Genomic DNA, 16,968 nt, shown 5'->3' on the forward strand with positions numbered 1-16,968 from the left:
ACAGGAGCATCATGACAATGACCGGCCCCCATCGCTGCCGCGCCTGCCTCGCACCCGATCCCTATGGGTTCCTGCCGATGGGCGATCATCCGCCGGCGAACATGTTCGTGCCGCACGCCGACCTGCACCTGAAACAGCCGGTGTTTTCGCTCGATACCGAGGTCTGCCTCGAATGCGGGCTGATCCAGGTCGAGGACCAGATCCCGGCCGATTTCTTTCGGCATTATCTGTACGTGCCGTCGGGCGCGGCGACGATGCATGGGCATTTCGCCGGGCTGGCCGAGCGGCTGGCGGGCATTGCCGGGACCGGGGAGGGTGCCGGGCTGATCGTCGATATCGGCTGCAACGACGGGCTGATGCTGATGGCGGCGAACGCACTTGGCTGCCGGACGCTGGGTGTGGACCCGGCGGCGAATCTGGCGGAGATCGCGGCAACACGCGGAGTCAATGTCCATGTCGGCTATTTCGACTCGGCGAGCGCGCGCGAGTTGAAGGCGCAATATGGTGCGGCGAAGGTCATCGTGACGACCAATACCTTCAACCATATCGGCGATCTTCATGCCTTCATGGCGGGGATCGACACATTGCTGGCGCCCGACGGGACCTTCGTGATCGAGGTGCCATGGGCGAAGGACCTGCTCGCCAAGAACGAGTTCGACACGGTCTACCAGGAGCATCTGTCCGAATTCAGCCTGCGCTCGATCGCGCTGCTGGCGCGGTTCGTCGGCATGGAATTGGTCGATGTCGAGCGGCTCGGAGTCCATGGTGGATCGATGCGGGTGTTCCTGCAACGGAGTTCGGTCGGTGCCGTGGCTACGAAAATGGTCGGCGAAATGCTCGAAGAGGAGCTGTCCGAGGGGATGCTCGACGCCAAGACCTATGATGATTTCGCGCTGCGCATCGGCGATGTTCGGCTCGAACTGATGGCGATCCTCGATGATCTGAAGCGGCAGGGGCTCAAGATCGCCGGCTATGGCGCGCCGGCGAAGGGCAATACGCTGCTCAATTACTTCAACATCGGCACCGGGCACCTCGATTTCCTTGTCGATCGCAACCCGTTGAAGCAGGGCCTGTATTCGCCGGGGATGAAGGTGCCGGTGCGGCATACCGATGCGATCAGGTCGGAGCGGCCGGACGTGCTGCTGGTGCTGGCGTGGAACTTCTTCGACGAGATCCGCGAGCAGCAGCATGCCTTCGAGGCCGGCGGCGGGCGCTTTTTGGTGCCGTTGCCGCGGCCGGTGCTCGTGGGCTGATGGCCCCGGGGCGGTCGCCATCGCGCGTGTTGGTAGCCGGCGGTGCGGGCTTCCTCGGGGCGCATCTGATTGCCGTGCGGCTGGGGCGCGGCGATGTCGTCCATGTGCTGGTGCGGCCGACGACCGACCTGGCGCGGCTGGCGCGTTTCGGCGATGCCATCACCGTGCATCCGCTGGCGCTGACCGACCGGGCGGCGGTGGACCGGGCGGTGGCGGCAGCGTGTCCGGACAGCGTCTTTCACCTGGCGGTCGGCGATCGCCGGGCAATGCGGCCCAACCTTGCCGATGCGCTGGGCAGCGTCGATGACGATCTTGCCGGGTTGCTGGTTTTGCTGGCGGCGTGTGCGGCGGCGGCGAGACCTCCGCAGGTATTCGTCCGGGCCGGGTCGCTGGCCGAATATGGGCCGATTGCGGCGCCGTACGAAGAGACGCAGCGCGAGCATCCCGAGAGCGCCTATGCGGCGGGGCAGGTCGCGGCGAGTCACTATATGGCGATGCTGGGGCCGCGATTGCCTTTCGCTGCGGTCACGGCGCGGCTGGCGCTGGTCTATGGCCCGGGCCAGTCGCAGCGATTCCTGCTGCCGGGCCTGATCGAGCACTGCCTCGCGGGCGAGCCGAGCCGGATTGCCCGGTCGGGCGATCGCCGCGATTTGATCCATGTCGATGATGCAATTGCGGGGCTGGAGGCGTTGGCGGCGCGTCCGGAAGCGCCGGTGGTCAATATCTGCACCGGCATTGCCCCGGCGATGGCGGACGTCGCGGCGCTGGTTTGCGAGGCGACCGGCGCCGATCCTCGCCTGGTCGAGCTGGCAACGGCATCGGCGCAGGGCGGCGTGCCCGATCTTCGCGGCTCGGGAGCATTGGCGCGCCGGGTCTGCAGATGGTCGGCGCAGATCCCGCTTGCCGAGGGTATCGCGCGCACGGTCCAGTGGCACCGGGTGCGCGCCCGGCAGGTCGAAACATGCTGACGTCCGCACCCGTCCCGGTGCTGGTGTCGGTGCTCATCCCGGCGCTCAACGAGGAGGCCAATGTCGAGCGCGCCTATCGCGCCGTCACGGCGGTCTGCGACGATCTGCCGGGGCATGAATGCGAGATCATCTTCACCGACAATCATTCGTCGGACCGGACGTTCGCCATACTGCAGGACATCGCCGCCGCCGATCCGCGGGTGCGGGTGATCCGTTTCTCGCGCAACTGCGGCTACCACCATTCGGTGCTGGTCGCCTATCAGCGGGCGCGCGGCGATTGCGCCATCCAGGTCGATTGCGACCTGCAGGACCCGCCGTCGCACATCCCGTCGATGCTGGCGCTTTGGCGGCAGGGCCACAAGGTCGTCTATGGCGTGCGGCGGTCGTTGCCCGATGGTCTTGTCGTGCGCAGCGCGCGACAGCTGTTCTATCGGCTGCTGCGGGCGATGAGCGACGATGATTTGCCGCTCGATGCGGGGGAATTCCGGCTGGTCGATCGCCGCATCCTCGATGAATTGCGCGAGGTCGAGGACACCTCGCCCTATGTGCGCGGGCTGATCAGCGCGATGGGATTTTCGCAGGTCGGCTTTGTTTATGACCGCGCCGACCGCGTTGCCGGCGACAGCAAATTCCCGTTCCGCAAGATGCTCGCCATGGCGGTCGACGGCTTGCTCAATCACTCGCTGGTGCCGCTGCGGATCGCGTCGGGGATCGCGCTGGTGGTCGGTGCGCTGACCTTCTTCCTGATTTGCGGCTACCTGGTGGCGCGGCTGGCGTTCGGGCAGGAATGGCCTGCCGGGTTCGCGACGACGACGCTGTTGCTGCTGCTGTCGATCATGCTCAACGCGATGTGCTTCGGTATCATCGGCGAATATGTCGGGCGGATCTTCATGCAGGCAAAAAGGCGTCCGCGGCCGATCATCGAGGACAGCATCAATTTCGGCGAACCAGCGATGGCGACGCAGCTTTGGCGCGAACCGTCAGCCGACGCTGTGTTGCCGTCAGGCGACGGTGACGCGCGTCGAGGAAATTCTCGAGGTTGAGCCAGCCGTCGCGATTGGCATCGTCCCAGGCGTCGGCGGCGTTCGGGTCAGTGCCGTTGCGGGCTTCCCAGTCGTCGGGCATTCCGTCGGCGTCGGTGTCGGGCTCGGCGAGGCCGCCGGCGATTGTCGGCAGGATGCCGGGGGCGCGGACGATGACACCGCTACGACTGCGGACTTCGCCGATAATGCGGGCGTCGACGGCGTCGCGGGGTTGGGCACCGGCGCCGGCGAGAACGGCGGCATAGGCGGCGGCGGCGGGGGTCGGCGTAGTTGCGGCCGGGCAGGACGGCGACGCGGCGATCGCGAGCCGCGCCGACGGGGTGAACAGCGCGGCGACGCCGTCGAGGCTGTTGCCGGCCTGGTAGATCCGCGCCATGCCGGTGGCGCCGATGAGTGGGCGATCGATCGCGGCGGCGGCGGCGATGGTGTTAGGACCGCGGCGATAGGTGTTGCCGATGACGCTGGCCGGGGTGCCGCCCCAGCTGCCCCAGATCTCGGTGAACTGCGATTCGGCGTTGTAGAAGACGTTGTTGACGATCTCGACGCATGATCCAGGCATGAAATTGGCGTCGGGATTGCGGTCGCCGTTATGGGCACAAAGGTTGCGGATGAAGCTGAAGCGCTGCGGCTTGCCGGGATGGCTGGCCATCAGGGCGCATTTGTCGTGCGGCGGGATGCCTTCGGCGAAGATCGACCACGACACGGTGACGCGATCGTTGAAGGCATAGGCGCCGAAGTTCTGGTCGAGCGCCCAGCTGGTGCTGACATGATCGATCATGATGTTGCGGGCGCTTTCGAGCGAGACGCCCGAATTGCTGCCGCGGTTGTCGCCGCGCCGGTCCATGCGGACGCGGATGTGGCGGATGACGATGTCGTGGGTCTTCTTGAGAGCGATCGGCGACAGGCCGGTCGGGCCGCCGGCATGGGTGAGCAATATGCCGTCGCCAGGGGCGGATTCGCCGGCGATGGTGAGGTAGGGATTGCGGATGATCGGGCGTTCGGTGGTGAAGCGGATGACGCCGGCGACGCGGAAGATGCAGACGCGAGGCCCGGCGGCGTCGATGCAGGCACGCAGCGAGCCGGGGCCGGCATCGGCGAGGGTGGTCACCGCGATGACGGCGCCGCCGCGGCCGCCGCGCGCCTCGCGGCCATGGCCCTCGGCGCCGGGGAAGGATGGTTTTGCAAGCAGTGGTGCGGCGCCAAGCAGCAATCCGGCGGTCAGTGTCGATATGCTCTTCACAGCGCCGGGCCCGTCCTGGTTTGCCTCCGGAAGTCGATCACCAGCAGCCCTGCCACGATCGTCCCCATGATGATATGCGCGATATTCGCTCCCATCGCGCCGATTTGGGGCACCAGCAGCAGCGCGCTGACATGGAATGCGGCGGTGCCGAGCAGGACCGCGTGGAGCGCCTGGCGCTGGCGGCCCATGGCGAGCAGCGCCGAGCGCGACGCCGATCCCATCATCATGATCGTCACGGCGATCATCTGGACGATGAGCAGCGGCGTCGCGGCAACGAATGCGGGCCCGGCGGTGAGGCGCAGCAGCGGCTCGGCAACGAACCACAGCATGATGGTGGCTATCGCTCCGAAGCCGAAGACCAGCCATTCGACCTGCATGACGGCAAGGCGCAGCGCTTTCGTCTCGCCGGCGGCCCATAGTCGCGCGGCATCGGGGTAGAATACGGTCTGGATCTGGGCACTGGCCTGTTCGGCGAGTTTCCCGACGCGCTTGGCGATATGGTAGAGACCGGCGGCGGCAGGGCCGGCGAGGGCGCCGACAATCAGCACGTCGAGCTGGTTGGCGCTCGAGCGAACGCCGAGCGAGAGGTTCGTGGACCAGGCAAAGCCCCAGATGCCCTCGAAGCGGGTGGTCACGCCGGACAGGGATGCACCGAGGACGTTGGTGACGCCGTGCTGGCGCAGCACCCGGTACGCCGTTGCCAGCAGCGCCAGCGCGCTGATTGCCTGGGTTCCGGTCCAGATCGCGGCGAAGATGATGAGGTCGAATCCGGCGACCAGCCCGGCGGCGCACAGCAGCACGCGGACGAGCGTGCCGAGCGCCGGGCCATAGGCGGCGACGCGGAAATGGCCGAAGATGCGCAGCACGGCGGTCGGGGTGCCGCCGAGGTTGAAGGGCAGCACGGTGCAACAGACCAGCACTACGGCGATGAAGTGATTCGGCCAGCCAAACCACGGCGCGCCGATGAGGACGATGGCGATTGCGACCGCAGCAGCGGCGAGCGCGCCGAGGATGTCGAGCATCAGCCCGAACTTGAGGAGCGAGCGGAGGTCGTCCTTCTGGGCGACGGGGTCGAGGGTGGCGCCGTAGCGGATCAGCGGCTGCCACGACTGGAAGGTGACGAAGCGTTCGACAGCGTGGACGAAGGTGAGCGCCAGCGCGAGGACGCCATAGTCAAACGGCCCGAGGGCGCGCGCCGTGAGTGCGGCGGCGGCAAGGCCGAAGGCGGCGCTCGCGGCGCTGCCGGACAGGAGATGCCCGGTGGTGACCAGGCGTCGGCGGAAGGGGGCGTCGAGCGAGCCGCGGGCATGGCCGACGAGTTTCTGCCAACCCGTCGCTGGCGTCGTCATGTTCGCAGCCTTATGCCGATCCCCGCCGTGGTGCGGTCGAACTGGTCGAGTGGCGACGTTGCCGTGCGCGATTCATGCGAGGCGGCGACGAAAATCGAGATGGTGCGCGAGACGAGATATTCGAGCTCGGCGTCGGCGGCGATGATGCGCAGCCGCCGGTCGGTGTTACCGCGATAGCTCGTGCGCTGGTACCCGGCGCCGGCATTGAACAGCAAATTGTGGCGGATCTCCTGGTCGATCCGCACCCGCATGCGCGAATCGATACGCCCGCTGGCCCCCGACTGGATCGTCGCGACATCGCCCTGGAAGGCGTTAAATGAAATCTGGGTGCGGACAGCGGGCGACCAAGACAGCTTGCCGGCGAAGGCAAGGCCGGTGAACGATTCGAGGGTGCCGGCCGGGTTGGCCTTGAAAGCACCGGCGCCGACTTCGCCGCGCAGGCGATCGGTGATGTCGAAAGTGACGCCGGCCAGCGCGCCGAAGGTCTTCATGTCGCGGTCGACGCCGTTGCGATCGACCGGCAGGCGGGTGTTGCGGTAGTTGGCATAGGGCTCGAGATAGAAGCCGATGCGGGGCGAGACCGCATAGCCGACACGCAGCGCGCCGCGCCAGGTCGTCAGGTCGCGGTCGTCCTCGCTGACGTCGAGAAAGTTGACGGCCTGCACGCTGCCGTTCAGGCCGAGCAGGATGTTGTTGCCTTGCCAGCGGAAGCCGGCGTTGGCGGCGAAAGTGTTGAACAGGGCAGGTTCGCGCAGGACCGGGTCGGCCTCCGGGTCGGACCGGCGCTGGTAATCGCGGTCGAAGCGCAGCCCGGCGAGGAGGCTGGTCTGCTGGTTGAGGATATAGCTGCCGCTGCCGCCGGCCCCGAAGGCGACCATGTCTTCGGTCGTCTGTTCGGCAAGCAGCCGGGCGTTGACATAGGCATCGGCGTTGAACTTGAGGTCGCTGCCAAGGCCTTGGGCTTCGATGCGCGGGCGAATGTCGAACACCGCGTCGCTGATGGAATTAACCGATGTGGCAAAGACATTGCTGTCATAGGTGGTGCTTGCCGACAGCGTCGGCAGCAGGATGACGTTGCCGACCCGCCAGCGGCCGGTTTCATAGCCCGGGCGCGGCAGGTCGCGGATCGACTGGCCGGGCTGGATGTCCTGTGCGCCGGCGGTGATCGGCATGGCAAACGAGGCCAGCAGGATCGTCACCGCCCGTGATCGATGTCCCTGATTCATGATCGTCCTGTTCGTCCCCCGGATTGTCGTCTGCGCGACCAAATCATAAGCGGCGGCCGGTGTCCGACAAACCCCACTTCGGGTTCGGCCAGCGGGGCATCGGGGTAATTACCCGGCGCGGCAATATTGTTGTCTGTCGGGATATTGTCCGGAATTGCAGGAGGGGCAGGCGAGCGCAGCGACTATCTATCGGGCGAGAACGATTGAGCGGAGCGCGTCTTGGCAACCAGGGCTGAACAGGTCACGCACGCTGCACCCGTTGCCGGCGATCGGCCGCTGACGATATTGTTTCCGTTCGTCGGCGGGCTGGTCGGCGGCAGCCATATTTCGGCGGCGATGTTGATCGAGAGCCTCGATCGTGCCGAGTTCCGGCCGCTGGTGCTGATCCACGGTGACGGCGGCGCGGTTGCGGAAATGCTGACAGGGCGCGGGTTGGCGTTTGAAGCAGGGCCGCCGGCGCTGTTTCCGATGGGCGGTAATCTGCTGATGAGCTTGCCCGAACGGGTGCGGTTCCTGAAAGCGCGGGGCGTCGATATCGTCCACACGAACGAGGGCCGGATGCACGTCGCCTGGGGATTGGCAGCGCGCGCCGCAGGGGTGCCGATGCTGTGGCATCACCGCGGCAATCCGGGAGCGCGGGGTTTGCGGTACCTGGCGCCGTGGGTTGCCGACCGGGTGGTGTCGGTTTCGCGCTTTGCAGCACCGCCGGCCGGGCTGGTGTCGGCGGCAGCGCGAACGACGGTAATTCACAGTCCGTTCGAATGGCGCCGGGGGCAGGACTATTCCGCGGCTGCAGCGGCGGCGCGGCGCGAACTGGGCGTGCCGGCGGATACCATTGTGCTGGGGTTCTTCGGGCATTTCGCTGCCCGAAAGCGCCCGCTGGTGTTTATCGAGACGGTGGCGGCGCTGCGGTTGGCGATGCCGGGGCGGCGCTTTGTCGGACTGATGTTCGGCGCGGAACTCGACTCCGGGCTCGAGGCGCGGATGCGGTCGGCGATCGACCGGCTCGATCTTGGCGACTGCGTGCGCCTGATGGGTTTTCGCCGGCCCATCGAGCCGTGGATCGCCGCGTGCGACGTCAATGTCGTCACTGCCGTCGACGAGCCGTTCGGACGGACGCTGATCGAGGCGATGCTGATCGGGACGCCGGTGGTGGCGGCAGCGTCCGGCGGAAATATCGAGGCGATCCGTGACGGCGAAACCGGGATTTTGGTTGAACGCGACAGCCCGGCGGCGTTTGCGCGGGGTATTGCCGCGTTGCTCGAGCCTGGGCGGGCGGCGGCGATGGCACGAATTGCGGCCGACGAAGCCCGCAAGCGATTCAGCGTCGATGCCCATGCCGAGGCGGTGGAATGCCTTTACCGCGACCTCGTGGCCGCCTGATGGCACATATCCACAGCCTTGCCGCCGCTGTTCCCGCGCTGTCGGACACTGCGGAGCGGGCATTGTTCGCGAGCCTGCGGTTGCCGGGCGGTATCTTCAAGACGACGAGTGCGCGGCGCTTGCCCGATGTCGATCGCGCTATCGTCGCGGCGCTGCCGCCGGGCATGGCGGTAACGGCGCTCGATGCCGGCGCGTCGTCGGGGACGACGACGCTCGAGCTCGTCGAGGCGCTGGATGCCGCCGGGCACCGGACGGCGATGACGATGACCGATATCTCGCTGACCGCGCGGCTGGTGTGGCTGTCGCCGCGCTATGCGGTCCTGCTCGACGGCGATGGCGCGCTGCTCCAGCATCTTGTCGCCGGGCGCGCGGTGCGGCCGTGGCGGCGGCGGCTCGATTATGCGACGCAATTCTGGCTGGTCACCGCCGCTGCCAACCGCTGGTTCGAACGGGTGCGGGCCCGCGGCGACGTTGAGCGCGCCATGGCGTCGGCGTCGGTGATCCAGCTGGTGGCGCCGCAAGTCGCCGCCCACCGCGGGATTTCGTGCGAGGAGGGTGACATCTTTGCCGCGCCGCCGCAGCATCACCTGTGTGCCTTCGATGTCGTGCGCGCCGCCAACGTGCTGCTGCCCGACGTGTTCGGGGAGGAGCGCACCGCGCTCGGGATAGCCCGGTTGATCGAGCGCCTGCGCGGGCCGGGCGCCCTGCTGGTGCTGGCCCGCAGCCCCGCGCCGGGATCACGCGGCGTCAACCGCGCCACGATTTTCCGCATGGGCGGCGATGGGCAACTGGCGGTGCTGCGGCGGATCGGGGCTGGCAGCGAGATCGAGGCGCTGGTGCCCGGCCAACGGCGGAGCTAGGGCCGCACGTAAAGCTCGAGTTCGGGGCGTTCCAGCGGTTGCCGGACATAGCCCCTGGTCGACGCATATTCGCGCAGCCCATCGTCGAGATGCTCCTCAAGACCGACGAGCACCGCGCCCGGCGGGTTGGCGTCGAGCAGCGCCGGCAGCGCCGCCGGCGAGACGAGGCGATAATGGCGGCGATCCTTGACCGGTATCAGGTCGGCGACGCGGTAGACGAACGGCCCGGCGGCAAGCTCGGGATAGATCGTGCCGCCGGCCTCGAGGGCGTATACCGGCGATAGCGTCGCAATCGGGCGACCGCGCGCGGCGGCGACGATGGCCACCGAATCGCGGTGGACGCTGTTGCCTGTCCATTTCGCCGGGCGTGCCAGCAGCGGCAGTTCGGCCAGCAGCCGCGGCCCGCCGGTGACGATCGCGAGCACGGCGACGGCGACTAGCAGCGGCGCCGCGGACGTGCGTTCCCCAGGACCGAGTTCGCCGAGCAGGAGCAGCATCAGCACGATGGCAAACGGCAGCGGCGGGGTGAAATATTGCGGGAACGAGGGCGTCGGAACGAACGCTACCATGATGCCGGCCAGCACCAGCCCGGCGGTCAGCATGACGGGCCAGCGTGGCCGCCAGCCGCGCCGCAACAGCTGCAATCCGGCAACGACGATCACCAGCGCGGTGAGCAAGGTCGCGCCGCTGCCCCACACCGACTGCGCCAGCAGGAACCGGTCCTTGAACGACACGACAAGGTCTTCCTGCTGCATCGCCCAGGCGTGGTGCGGCCCGCGATGATAGCTGAAGACATGCGCGGCGAAGCCGGCGGAATCGACCGCAAAGGCGTAAAGCGTCGGTAGGCCGCCGATGATGCCGCCGGCGATAAGGGGCAGCGTGACGAGGCGCAGCCGCCGGGCGAGGCCGATCCTTTGGGGCACCAGCAGGGCTGCCACGGCAAAGGGCGGCATGATGGCGACGAAATTGGCCTTGAGGCCGATCGCCACCGCCAGCAGGAACCCCGACAGGAACAGCAGCGCGGCGTGCGGGCGTTCGCGGTCGGCACCGGCGAGGAACGCCAGCAGGCCGCCGAGCGCAAACGGGATTGGCAGGAAGTTGTTGGTGATCAGCGTCCCCGAGCGGTCGATCAGCAGCGGGTTTGTGACCAGCAGCAGCACGCCGAGTGCCGCGATCATCCGGCTGCGCGTCGCTCGCCAGCCGATGGCCGCGACCAGCGCGGCGGCGGCGAGCCAGGCGACGAAGACCAGCGCGCGGCCGGCGAGGAAGGGACGCGCCGGAAACAGGGCGTCGACCGCTGCCAGCATGATCGGCAGATTGGGCAGGTGATTGAACCCGAAGTCGCGGTACAGGTCGCCGGACCCAAACAGGATTCCGGCGGGGAAGAACATCTGCTCGTCGTGGCGGAGCGGTTCGGCCATCAGCCGGGCGAACAGCGCTGCCGCAACGAGCAGCGCCGCCGCCGCGAGCAGCCAGGTGCCGGGGCGCCGATCGCGATGCGCGGTCGCGGCGGGTGCCGGGTGCGGAACGGACCGGATGTTCAGAACCAGCCTTCGGCGATGCTGATCGTGTCGCCGGGCTGGACTCGCGTCTCGGGGGTCGCCTTGCCCTTCGCCATCTTGTTGTCCTGGCCGCGTACGATCACCGCGCTGTCGGTCTTGGCCCGGAAGGTGAAGCCGCCGGCGATCGACACCGCCGTCAGCACCGACATTCCGGGGACATAGGGATATTGGCCGGGCTTCTGGACTTCGCCGAGGATGAAGAACGGCCGATACTTGGTGACCTGGACGCTGACGCTGGGTTGGCGGACCAGGTCCTTTTCACGCAGCGCGGTGACGATCGCCGTTTCGAGTTCCCCGATCGACTTGCCGCTGGCGCCGACAAGGCCGACCAGCGGGATCGAGATCGTGCCGTCGTCGCCGATGGCATAGCTGTTGTTGGCGGCATCGAGGCTGAAGATGGTGACGCGGACCTCGTCGCCTGTGCCGAGGCGATAGGGCCCGGCAGCGGCATCGGTGATGGGCGGCAGCTTGGCGGCGAGCGCCGGCTGGCCGAGCCCGAGGACAAGCAGGAATGCCAGTAACAGGTGCCGGATCATGTCGCGTTCCCCTTGGTCGCACGCTGGCGGGCGCTTGTCGCAAATCCCATCGCGATGATGACCGGCACCAGCCAGTGACGCGAGTACATATGCGGGCTGGCAGTCGAGGCGATGAGAAACGTCGAGCTCACCGCCAGCGCGAGACCGGCATCGCCGCGATCGCGCCTGACTGCCATTGCCGCCGTCGCGATGAGCAGGAAGACCATCAGTAGCCAGCCCATCAAAGCGAAGATGCCGCCCTCGGTCCAAAGCAGGAGGTAGATCTGGTGGACCGGCGCGTGTTCGATGCTGACGACGCGGAACTGGTCGACGCCGAGACCGAGCAGGCTGGTATGGTCGATCATCTCCCACGCCTCGCGGACGAGATCCATGCGCCCCACGAACGTCCCGGCCTGTTCGATGTCGCCGTGCTGGAGCGCGGGCGCGACGCGGCGCCCGAAAGCCTCGGGCAGGGTCACGCCGAACGACAGCACCGCAGCGACCGGGATTGCGCCGGCGGCGATCATCCGCGGCGAAAGCCAGGCGCCGGCGACGATGGCATAGATCAGCAACGACAGCACCGCTGCGGCGAACGCCGTGAACGACGCCGCCAGCACCAGCCCGGTGCCGAGGATGCCGGTGGCGATCACGGCGGCGTAAAGGCCGATGGCGCGGCGGCGGCGCAGGTGGATGACATAGGGCAGGGTCATCGCGATGACGACGCCGTTCCAGTTGCCATCGGCGAGGAAGGCGCCGAGCCGCCGGCCGCCGGTGATGAATTCCGGCCCGAATTTCTGCATGTCCGCGTAGGAGCCGGCATAGAAGAAATAAACGAGGATGCCGAAGGCCTCCATTGCCGTGACGCCGGCGACCAGCGCCCGGCCGAACAGCAGCAGGTCATCTTCGCTGTCGGCCATCAACAGCAGCGGCAGCAGGACCAGCGCAAAGCCATATTGCAGCGCGACGGTCAGCCAGCGGGTGGCATCGCCGTTGACGAGACTGCTGATGAACAGCGCCGAGATCATCATCGCAAAAGCCAGCAGCCAGGCCGCGGTCATATGGCCAAAGGGCTGGATCGGCAGGCGCCCGGCCGCCAGCAACAGGCCGAATCCCATGCAGAACAGCGCGTCGCTGAGGGTGAACAGCTCCTCGAACGGGCGCCAGCTAAGGTAGGAGGTAAAGAACACCCCGCCGGCGATCGCCAGCATCGCGGCGCGCTGCAGGAATTGCCGTTGGGCGGCCACCTGGCTTGAGGCCGCGCCGCGCGGGAGCGCCGAAATCGTCATTCCGACTTGCCCATAGCCAGCCACGGCCGCAGGTCGCGGCCGATCATCATGCCGAGTTGCCGGACGTCCTCGGCATAAAAGTCCCGCAGCCGCAGCCGCAGGTCGGAGGTCAGCGGCGGATAGGCAACCGGGCGCGACAGCCGGCGGTGGACGGCGGCGAACAGCGGCGATGAGCGCAGGGGCGCGATTGCCGGCTTGATCGGTGCCATCAGCTTGCGCACCGCGAGCGGCAGCATCGGGGCGCGGCTGTCGTTCTGGTACTCGTCGATGGCGACGGGATGCAGCGCTGCCCGCGCGCCGATATGCTTGCCGACATGGTGTAGCGTTGCCTCGGGCTTGGCGCGGATGTCGTCATACAGGATGATCTGCAGCTGCTCGGCCGGGAAATGTTCGAGCACGCGCGCCAGGTGCTGGCGGTACAGGCCACCGGTCAGGAAGCGCGGCTGTTCGCCGGTATTGCCGAGGTAGCGCTCGATCTGGCCATCGACCGAGCCGCGGCGGTACAGCATGCAATAGTCCGAATAGGCACGGTCGATGGGATTGCGCAGCTGCACGACCAGCCGAACCTTGGGCAGGTCGTGCGCGAGTCGCTGGGCGGCACGGGGATGGGCAAGATAATCGGCCGATTTTTCGCCGATGAGCAGGTCGTCGCCGGCGTCGGCGAAAAGGCCCGAATACCAGCCGGCGCCGCGATCATAGTTGCTGCTGAAAAAATGCGGCTCGGCCTTGGGCAGGAAAATCGACGGCTGGCTGCGCAATTGATGGGCGATCCAGGTCGTCGCGGCCTTGACCGCGCCGATGATGACGAACTGCGGCAGGCGGGCGGCGCGTGCCATCACGCTGTCCCCTCGTTGATGATGGCCGCGAGCCGCCTGCCGATGAGGGCGACGTCGTCGGTGGAAAGCGTCGGGTCGATCGGCAGCATCAGGCTGGTTTCGCCGAGGAGGCGCGCCATCGGCAGGCGCTGCGGCGGCGCCAGGCCGGCCGCGACAAAGGCCTGCTCGCGGTAGATTTCGGGGCAGATGCCGGCTTGGCAGGGAAGCCCCTGCGCCATCGCCGTCTTGACGATGCGATCGCGGTCCCAGCCGGCACGCAGCAGTTTTGGCCGGATAAAGGCGTAGTATTTATAGCGGGCATGCTCGATATCGGGTTCCGGAACCGTCAGCCGCAATGCGGCCAGATTGCCGAGCGCAGCGTCGAGCGTATCGGCGCGCGCTTGCCGTGCCGCCAGCGTGGCCGGGAGGCGCGCCAGTTGCCGGCGTCCGATGGCGGCCTGCATCTCGGTCATCCGGTGGTTGCTGCCGAAGCTGCCATGCAGCCAGCGAAACTGCGGCCCGGGCGGCTGGGGCGCGGCCAGTTGCTTGCCGTGATCCTTGAGCGACCAGGCGCGGGCGTGGACCTCGGCATCGCGCAACACGAGCATGCCGCCTTCGCCGCCGGTCGAGATGATCTTGTCGGTGCAGAAGGAAAAGCTCGCAGCGTCGCCGAACGAGCCGACCGGGCGGCCGCCAAGGCGCGCGCCATGGGCCTGGGCACAGTCCTCGACGACGCGGAGGTCGTTGTCCCGGGCCAGCGCCATGATCGCGTCCATGTCGCAGGGCCAGCCGGCGACATGGACCGGCAGGATGGCGCGGGTGCGCGGGGTCAGGACCGCGGCGATGCCGGCGGCGGCGATGCCCTGGCTGTGGGGATCGACATCGGCGAAGACTGGCGTTGCACCGACGGCGACGACGACGCTAGCCGACGCGACGAAGCTGCGCGGTGTCACCACGACTTCGTCGCCGGCGCCGATGCCGAGGGCGCGCAGGGCGATCTCGAGGGTGACCGTGCCGTTGGCCATGGCGATGGCATGGGGTTGGTTGGAAAGCGCGGCGAAGCCGGCTTCGAAGGCGCGGACTTCGTCGCCGTGGTGGAGGGCGTTGACGCGGCCCGAGCGCAGGACCGCGACGACTGCCTCGATCTCGTCCTCGTCGTGGACCGGCCAGCGTGATGCCGGGATCGCCAGCAGGGGCGCCTGTCCTGGGCTTCCGGTCCCTTGCAGCACGGTCTCGGCTCTCACGTCCGCGCGCTTTCGAAGGTGGCGGTGGCCAGAATTGGCTGGGCCAGGACCGGGGTTGCCGGAACTGCGACCTCGATGTCCGGAGCCGCGGTGCTGCAATCGGCCGAAAGCGGCCCTGAGCGCAGCAGTTGCGTCACGATGGCCCGCACGGCGATGGCATCGTCGGTGGCGGCTGCGGCGGCAAGCCGGTCGAAGATCGCATTGAGCACCGACAGTTCGATGGACACCGGCTCGGCGGCGAAGATGCCGGGCAGCGACGACGCGAGACGTTTTTCAGTGCTGTCGAACAGCTCCTCGTAAAGCTTCTCGCCCGGCCGCAGCCCGACGATGTCGATCTGGACGTCTTTGTCGGGAACGAGGCCGGCGAGGCGGATCATGCGGCGCGCGATGTCGATGATCGGGATCGGTTCGCCCATGTCGAGGACGAAGATCAGGCCATGGTGCGAATTGTGCTGGAGCGCGTGCGCCGCGCCCTGGAGGATGAGATGCACGGCCTCGTGGACGGTCATGAAATAGCGGCGGATCTTGGGATGGGTGACGGTCAGCGGCACGCGCCGGCTGAGCTGGCGCTGAAACAGCGGGATCAGCGAGCCGCTCGAGCCGACGACATTGCCGAAACGCACTGTCAGGAAGCGTGTCTGGACGGGCTTGTCGATGCCGACGAGATCGAGCGCCTGGCAGTAAAGTTCGCCCAGCCGCTTGCTGGCACCCATGATGCCGACGGGGTTGACAGCCTTGTCGGTCGACACCTGGACCATGGCGCGCGCGCCGTAGCGCTTGGCGGCGTCGGCGACGTTGCGGGTGCCCAGCACATTGGTCTGGATGCCCGAGCAGGCGTTGGCCTCGACCAGCGGCACATGCTTGAGCGCCGCTGCGTGGAACACGAGGTTGGGGCGGTATTTGGCGAAGACGTTCATCAGGTTGCCGCGCTGGCGGATCGAGCACAGCACCGCGGCACGCTGGATGTGCGGGTAGCTTTCGAAAAGCTCCTGGTCGATGCTGTAGAGGTTGAATTCGCAGGCATCGAGCAGGATGATCTCGCTGGGGCCGGCAGCGGCGATCTGGTTGACCAGCTCGCGGCCGATGGTGCCGCCGGCGCCCGTGACCATGACGCGCTGGTGGGCGACGAAATTGGCGATGCCGGCGGTATCGGCGATGCGCGGCGCGCGGCCGAGCAACGTCGCGAAATCGAGCGGGGTGAAGACGCCGTCGGCGCTGGCCTTTTCGGGCGTGGCCGATACGGGCAGCCGCGACACCGTCAGCCCGAGGCTCTCGGCCTCGCCGACCAGCCGCACCAGGCTGGCACCCACCAGCCGCCCGGGGTCGTCCACCAGCAGGATGCAGTCGGGACGCTGGCCAGCGACTTCGAGCCGCTTGACCGCGATGGCCAGCGCATCGGGATCGCCCAGCACCGGCACGCCGCGAACCTTGAGCGCGAGGTGCCCGGCGACATCGTCGAGGATGCCGACCGCGACAAGGCCGGCCGACGGGTTCGATTCGATCTGGCGCAATGCCACTTCGACGCGGTCGCCGCTGCCGATCAGCAGCGCGCGGCGGCGCGTGACGGCGACTCCATCGCCGGCGGGTTCGGCGGCGCGCCGGCCGCGGAGATGATCGGCAACCAGCCGCCGCGCCAGCCGCGCGCCCGCCAGCCCGGCGACAAGGACGAACCACTGGATGATCGGCACCGATGTCGGCAGCCATTCGGCCCGGCCGGCGGCAGCGAGCATCAGCGTCGACGCCCCGATGGCGACACCGGCCGCGACAAGGATCGCCGGCAACGCAGTCGCCGACATATAGCGCCAGACATGACTATATAGCCCGGCAAGGTGGAAGACGATCACCGAGACCAGCGCGACGACCGGCAGCGCGGTGACCAAGCCGTCCAGCATCGCCGGCGGGATATGGCCGTTCATGCGGAGGAACAGCGCCAGCGCCAGCGAGCCGGTTGCCGACAGGACATCGAGCCCCGCCAGCGCCAGGTAGCGGATACGGCGTCCCGTGATCCTGACCCCGAGTTTTTCTGCAACCCCCATCCCGATACCCCAAATCCTGTGCCGTACCTGTGGCTTGACTGCCGCCGCTGCGACCGTGATGCGTGCAACATAGGCCAATGAGTCCGGCAAAAAGCTGGGCATTCCGGGCATTATCCGAACGGGCATCGGCGCCCGTTAATTCAGGTGCAACCTTTGCCGGGCTCCAAAGTATATGCGCCGCATGTGCC

General features: G+C 67.7%; 14 protein-coding genes. 5 read left to right on the forward strand and 9 right to left on the reverse strand.

Annotation, left to right across the window (positions count from 1 at the left end):
- The first annotated feature begins 17 nt into the window (after positions 1–17).
- The 3 genes from IEW98_RS10505 to IEW98_RS10515 are packed head-to-tail and all read left to right on the forward strand — an operon-like array spanning position 18 to position 3,264.
- Positions 18–1,253 (forward strand): class I SAM-dependent methyltransferase, encoded by a 1,236-nt coding sequence (locus IEW98_RS10505; protein ID WP_188762894.1) that lies wholly within the window; start codon positions 18–20, stop codon positions 1,251–1,253.
- 26 nt (positions 1,254–1,279) lie between these two features.
- Positions 1,280–2,221, forward strand: coding sequence for an NAD-dependent epimerase/dehydratase family protein (locus tag IEW98_RS10510; protein WP_188762895.1), 942 nt, complete (start codon positions 1,280–1,282; stop codon positions 2,219–2,221).
- A complete protein-coding gene (locus tag IEW98_RS10515; protein WP_188762896.1) occupies positions 2,215–3,264 on the forward strand; it encodes a glycosyltransferase family 2 protein in 1,050 nt (349 codons plus the stop codon). The genes IEW98_RS10510 and IEW98_RS10515 overlap by 7 nt, the downstream gene beginning before the upstream one ends.
- Here IEW98_RS10515 and IEW98_RS16770 read toward each other — a convergent pair.
- From IEW98_RS16770 to IEW98_RS10530, 3 genes are read right to left on the reverse strand one after another with little or no spacing between them, the layout of a single operon-like run.
- The gene (locus IEW98_RS16770; RefSeq protein ID WP_188762897.1) at positions 3,155–4,504 is read right to left on the reverse strand and encodes a pectate lyase; all 1,350 of its coding nucleotides are present in this window, start codon (positions 4,502–4,504) and stop codon (positions 3,155–3,157) included. The two genes, IEW98_RS10515 and IEW98_RS16770, sit on opposite strands and share 110 nt — an antisense overlap.
- Complete coding sequence (locus tag IEW98_RS10525; RefSeq protein ID WP_188762898.1) at positions 4,501–5,853, reverse strand: lipopolysaccharide biosynthesis protein; 1,353 nt, start codon at positions 5,851–5,853, stop codon at positions 4,501–4,503. Before IEW98_RS10525 ends, IEW98_RS16770 begins: the two co-directional genes overlap by 4 nt.
- On the reverse strand, positions 5,850–7,079 hold the full coding sequence (locus tag IEW98_RS10530) for an outer membrane beta-barrel protein (RefSeq protein ID WP_188762899.1): 1,230 nt from the start codon (positions 7,077–7,079) through the stop codon (positions 5,850–5,852). The genes IEW98_RS10525 and IEW98_RS10530 overlap by 4 nt, the downstream gene beginning before the upstream one ends.
- Positions 7,080–7,298: 219 nt before the next feature.
- On the opposite strand from IEW98_RS10530, the gene IEW98_RS10535 reads away from it, so the two are divergent.
- Together IEW98_RS10535 and IEW98_RS10540 are read left to right on the forward strand one after the other, a co-directional pair.
- A complete protein-coding gene (locus IEW98_RS10535; protein ID WP_188762900.1) occupies positions 7,299–8,462 on the forward strand; it encodes a glycosyltransferase family 4 protein in 1,164 nt (387 codons plus the stop codon).
- On the forward strand, positions 8,462–9,322 hold the full coding sequence (locus IEW98_RS10540) for a hypothetical protein (protein ID WP_188762901.1): 861 nt from the start codon (positions 8,462–8,464) through the stop codon (positions 9,320–9,322). The genes IEW98_RS10535 and IEW98_RS10540 overlap by 1 nt, the downstream gene beginning before the upstream one ends.
- Here IEW98_RS10540 and IEW98_RS10545 read toward each other — a convergent pair.
- The 6 genes from IEW98_RS10545 to IEW98_RS10570 all read right to left on the reverse strand — a co-directional run bounded on the left by IEW98_RS10545 (position 9,319) and on the right by IEW98_RS10570 (position 16,780).
- Entirely contained in the window at positions 9,319–10,743 is a 1,425-nt protein-coding gene (locus IEW98_RS10545) for a glycosyltransferase family protein (protein ID WP_188762902.1), read from the reverse strand. The two genes, IEW98_RS10540 and IEW98_RS10545, sit on opposite strands and share 4 nt — an antisense overlap.
- A 119-nt stretch (positions 10,744–10,862) precedes the next feature.
- A complete protein-coding gene (locus tag IEW98_RS10550) occupies positions 10,863–11,420 on the reverse strand; it encodes a polysaccharide biosynthesis/export family protein (RefSeq protein ID WP_188762903.1) in 558 nt (185 codons plus the stop codon).
- Complete coding sequence (locus tag IEW98_RS10555; RefSeq protein ID WP_188762904.1) at positions 11,417–12,685, reverse strand: O-antigen ligase family protein; 1,269 nt, start codon at positions 12,683–12,685, stop codon at positions 11,417–11,419. The genes IEW98_RS10550 and IEW98_RS10555 overlap by 4 nt, the downstream gene beginning before the upstream one ends.
- Positions 12,682–13,521: a sulfotransferase gene (locus tag IEW98_RS10560; protein WP_188762905.1), complete on the reverse strand. Its 840-nt coding sequence runs from the start codon at positions 13,519–13,521 to the stop codon at positions 12,682–12,684. The genes IEW98_RS10555 and IEW98_RS10560 overlap by 4 nt, the downstream gene beginning before the upstream one ends.
- A complete protein-coding gene (locus IEW98_RS10565; RefSeq protein WP_243450692.1) occupies positions 13,521–14,744 on the reverse strand; it encodes a DegT/DnrJ/EryC1/StrS family aminotransferase in 1,224 nt (407 codons plus the stop codon). Before IEW98_RS10565 ends, IEW98_RS10560 begins: the two co-directional genes overlap by 1 nt.
- Positions 14,741–16,780 (reverse strand): polysaccharide biosynthesis protein, encoded by a 2,040-nt coding sequence (locus IEW98_RS10570; protein WP_188762906.1) that lies wholly within the window; start codon positions 16,778–16,780, stop codon positions 14,741–14,743. The genes IEW98_RS10565 and IEW98_RS10570 overlap by 4 nt, the downstream gene beginning before the upstream one ends.
- Positions 16,781–16,968 lie beyond the last annotated feature (188 nt).

Source organism: Sandarakinorhabdus glacialis (assembly GCF_014643455.1).
Lineage (GTDB): Bacteria > Pseudomonadota > Alphaproteobacteria > Sphingomonadales > Sphingomonadaceae > Sandarakinorhabdus > Sandarakinorhabdus glacialis.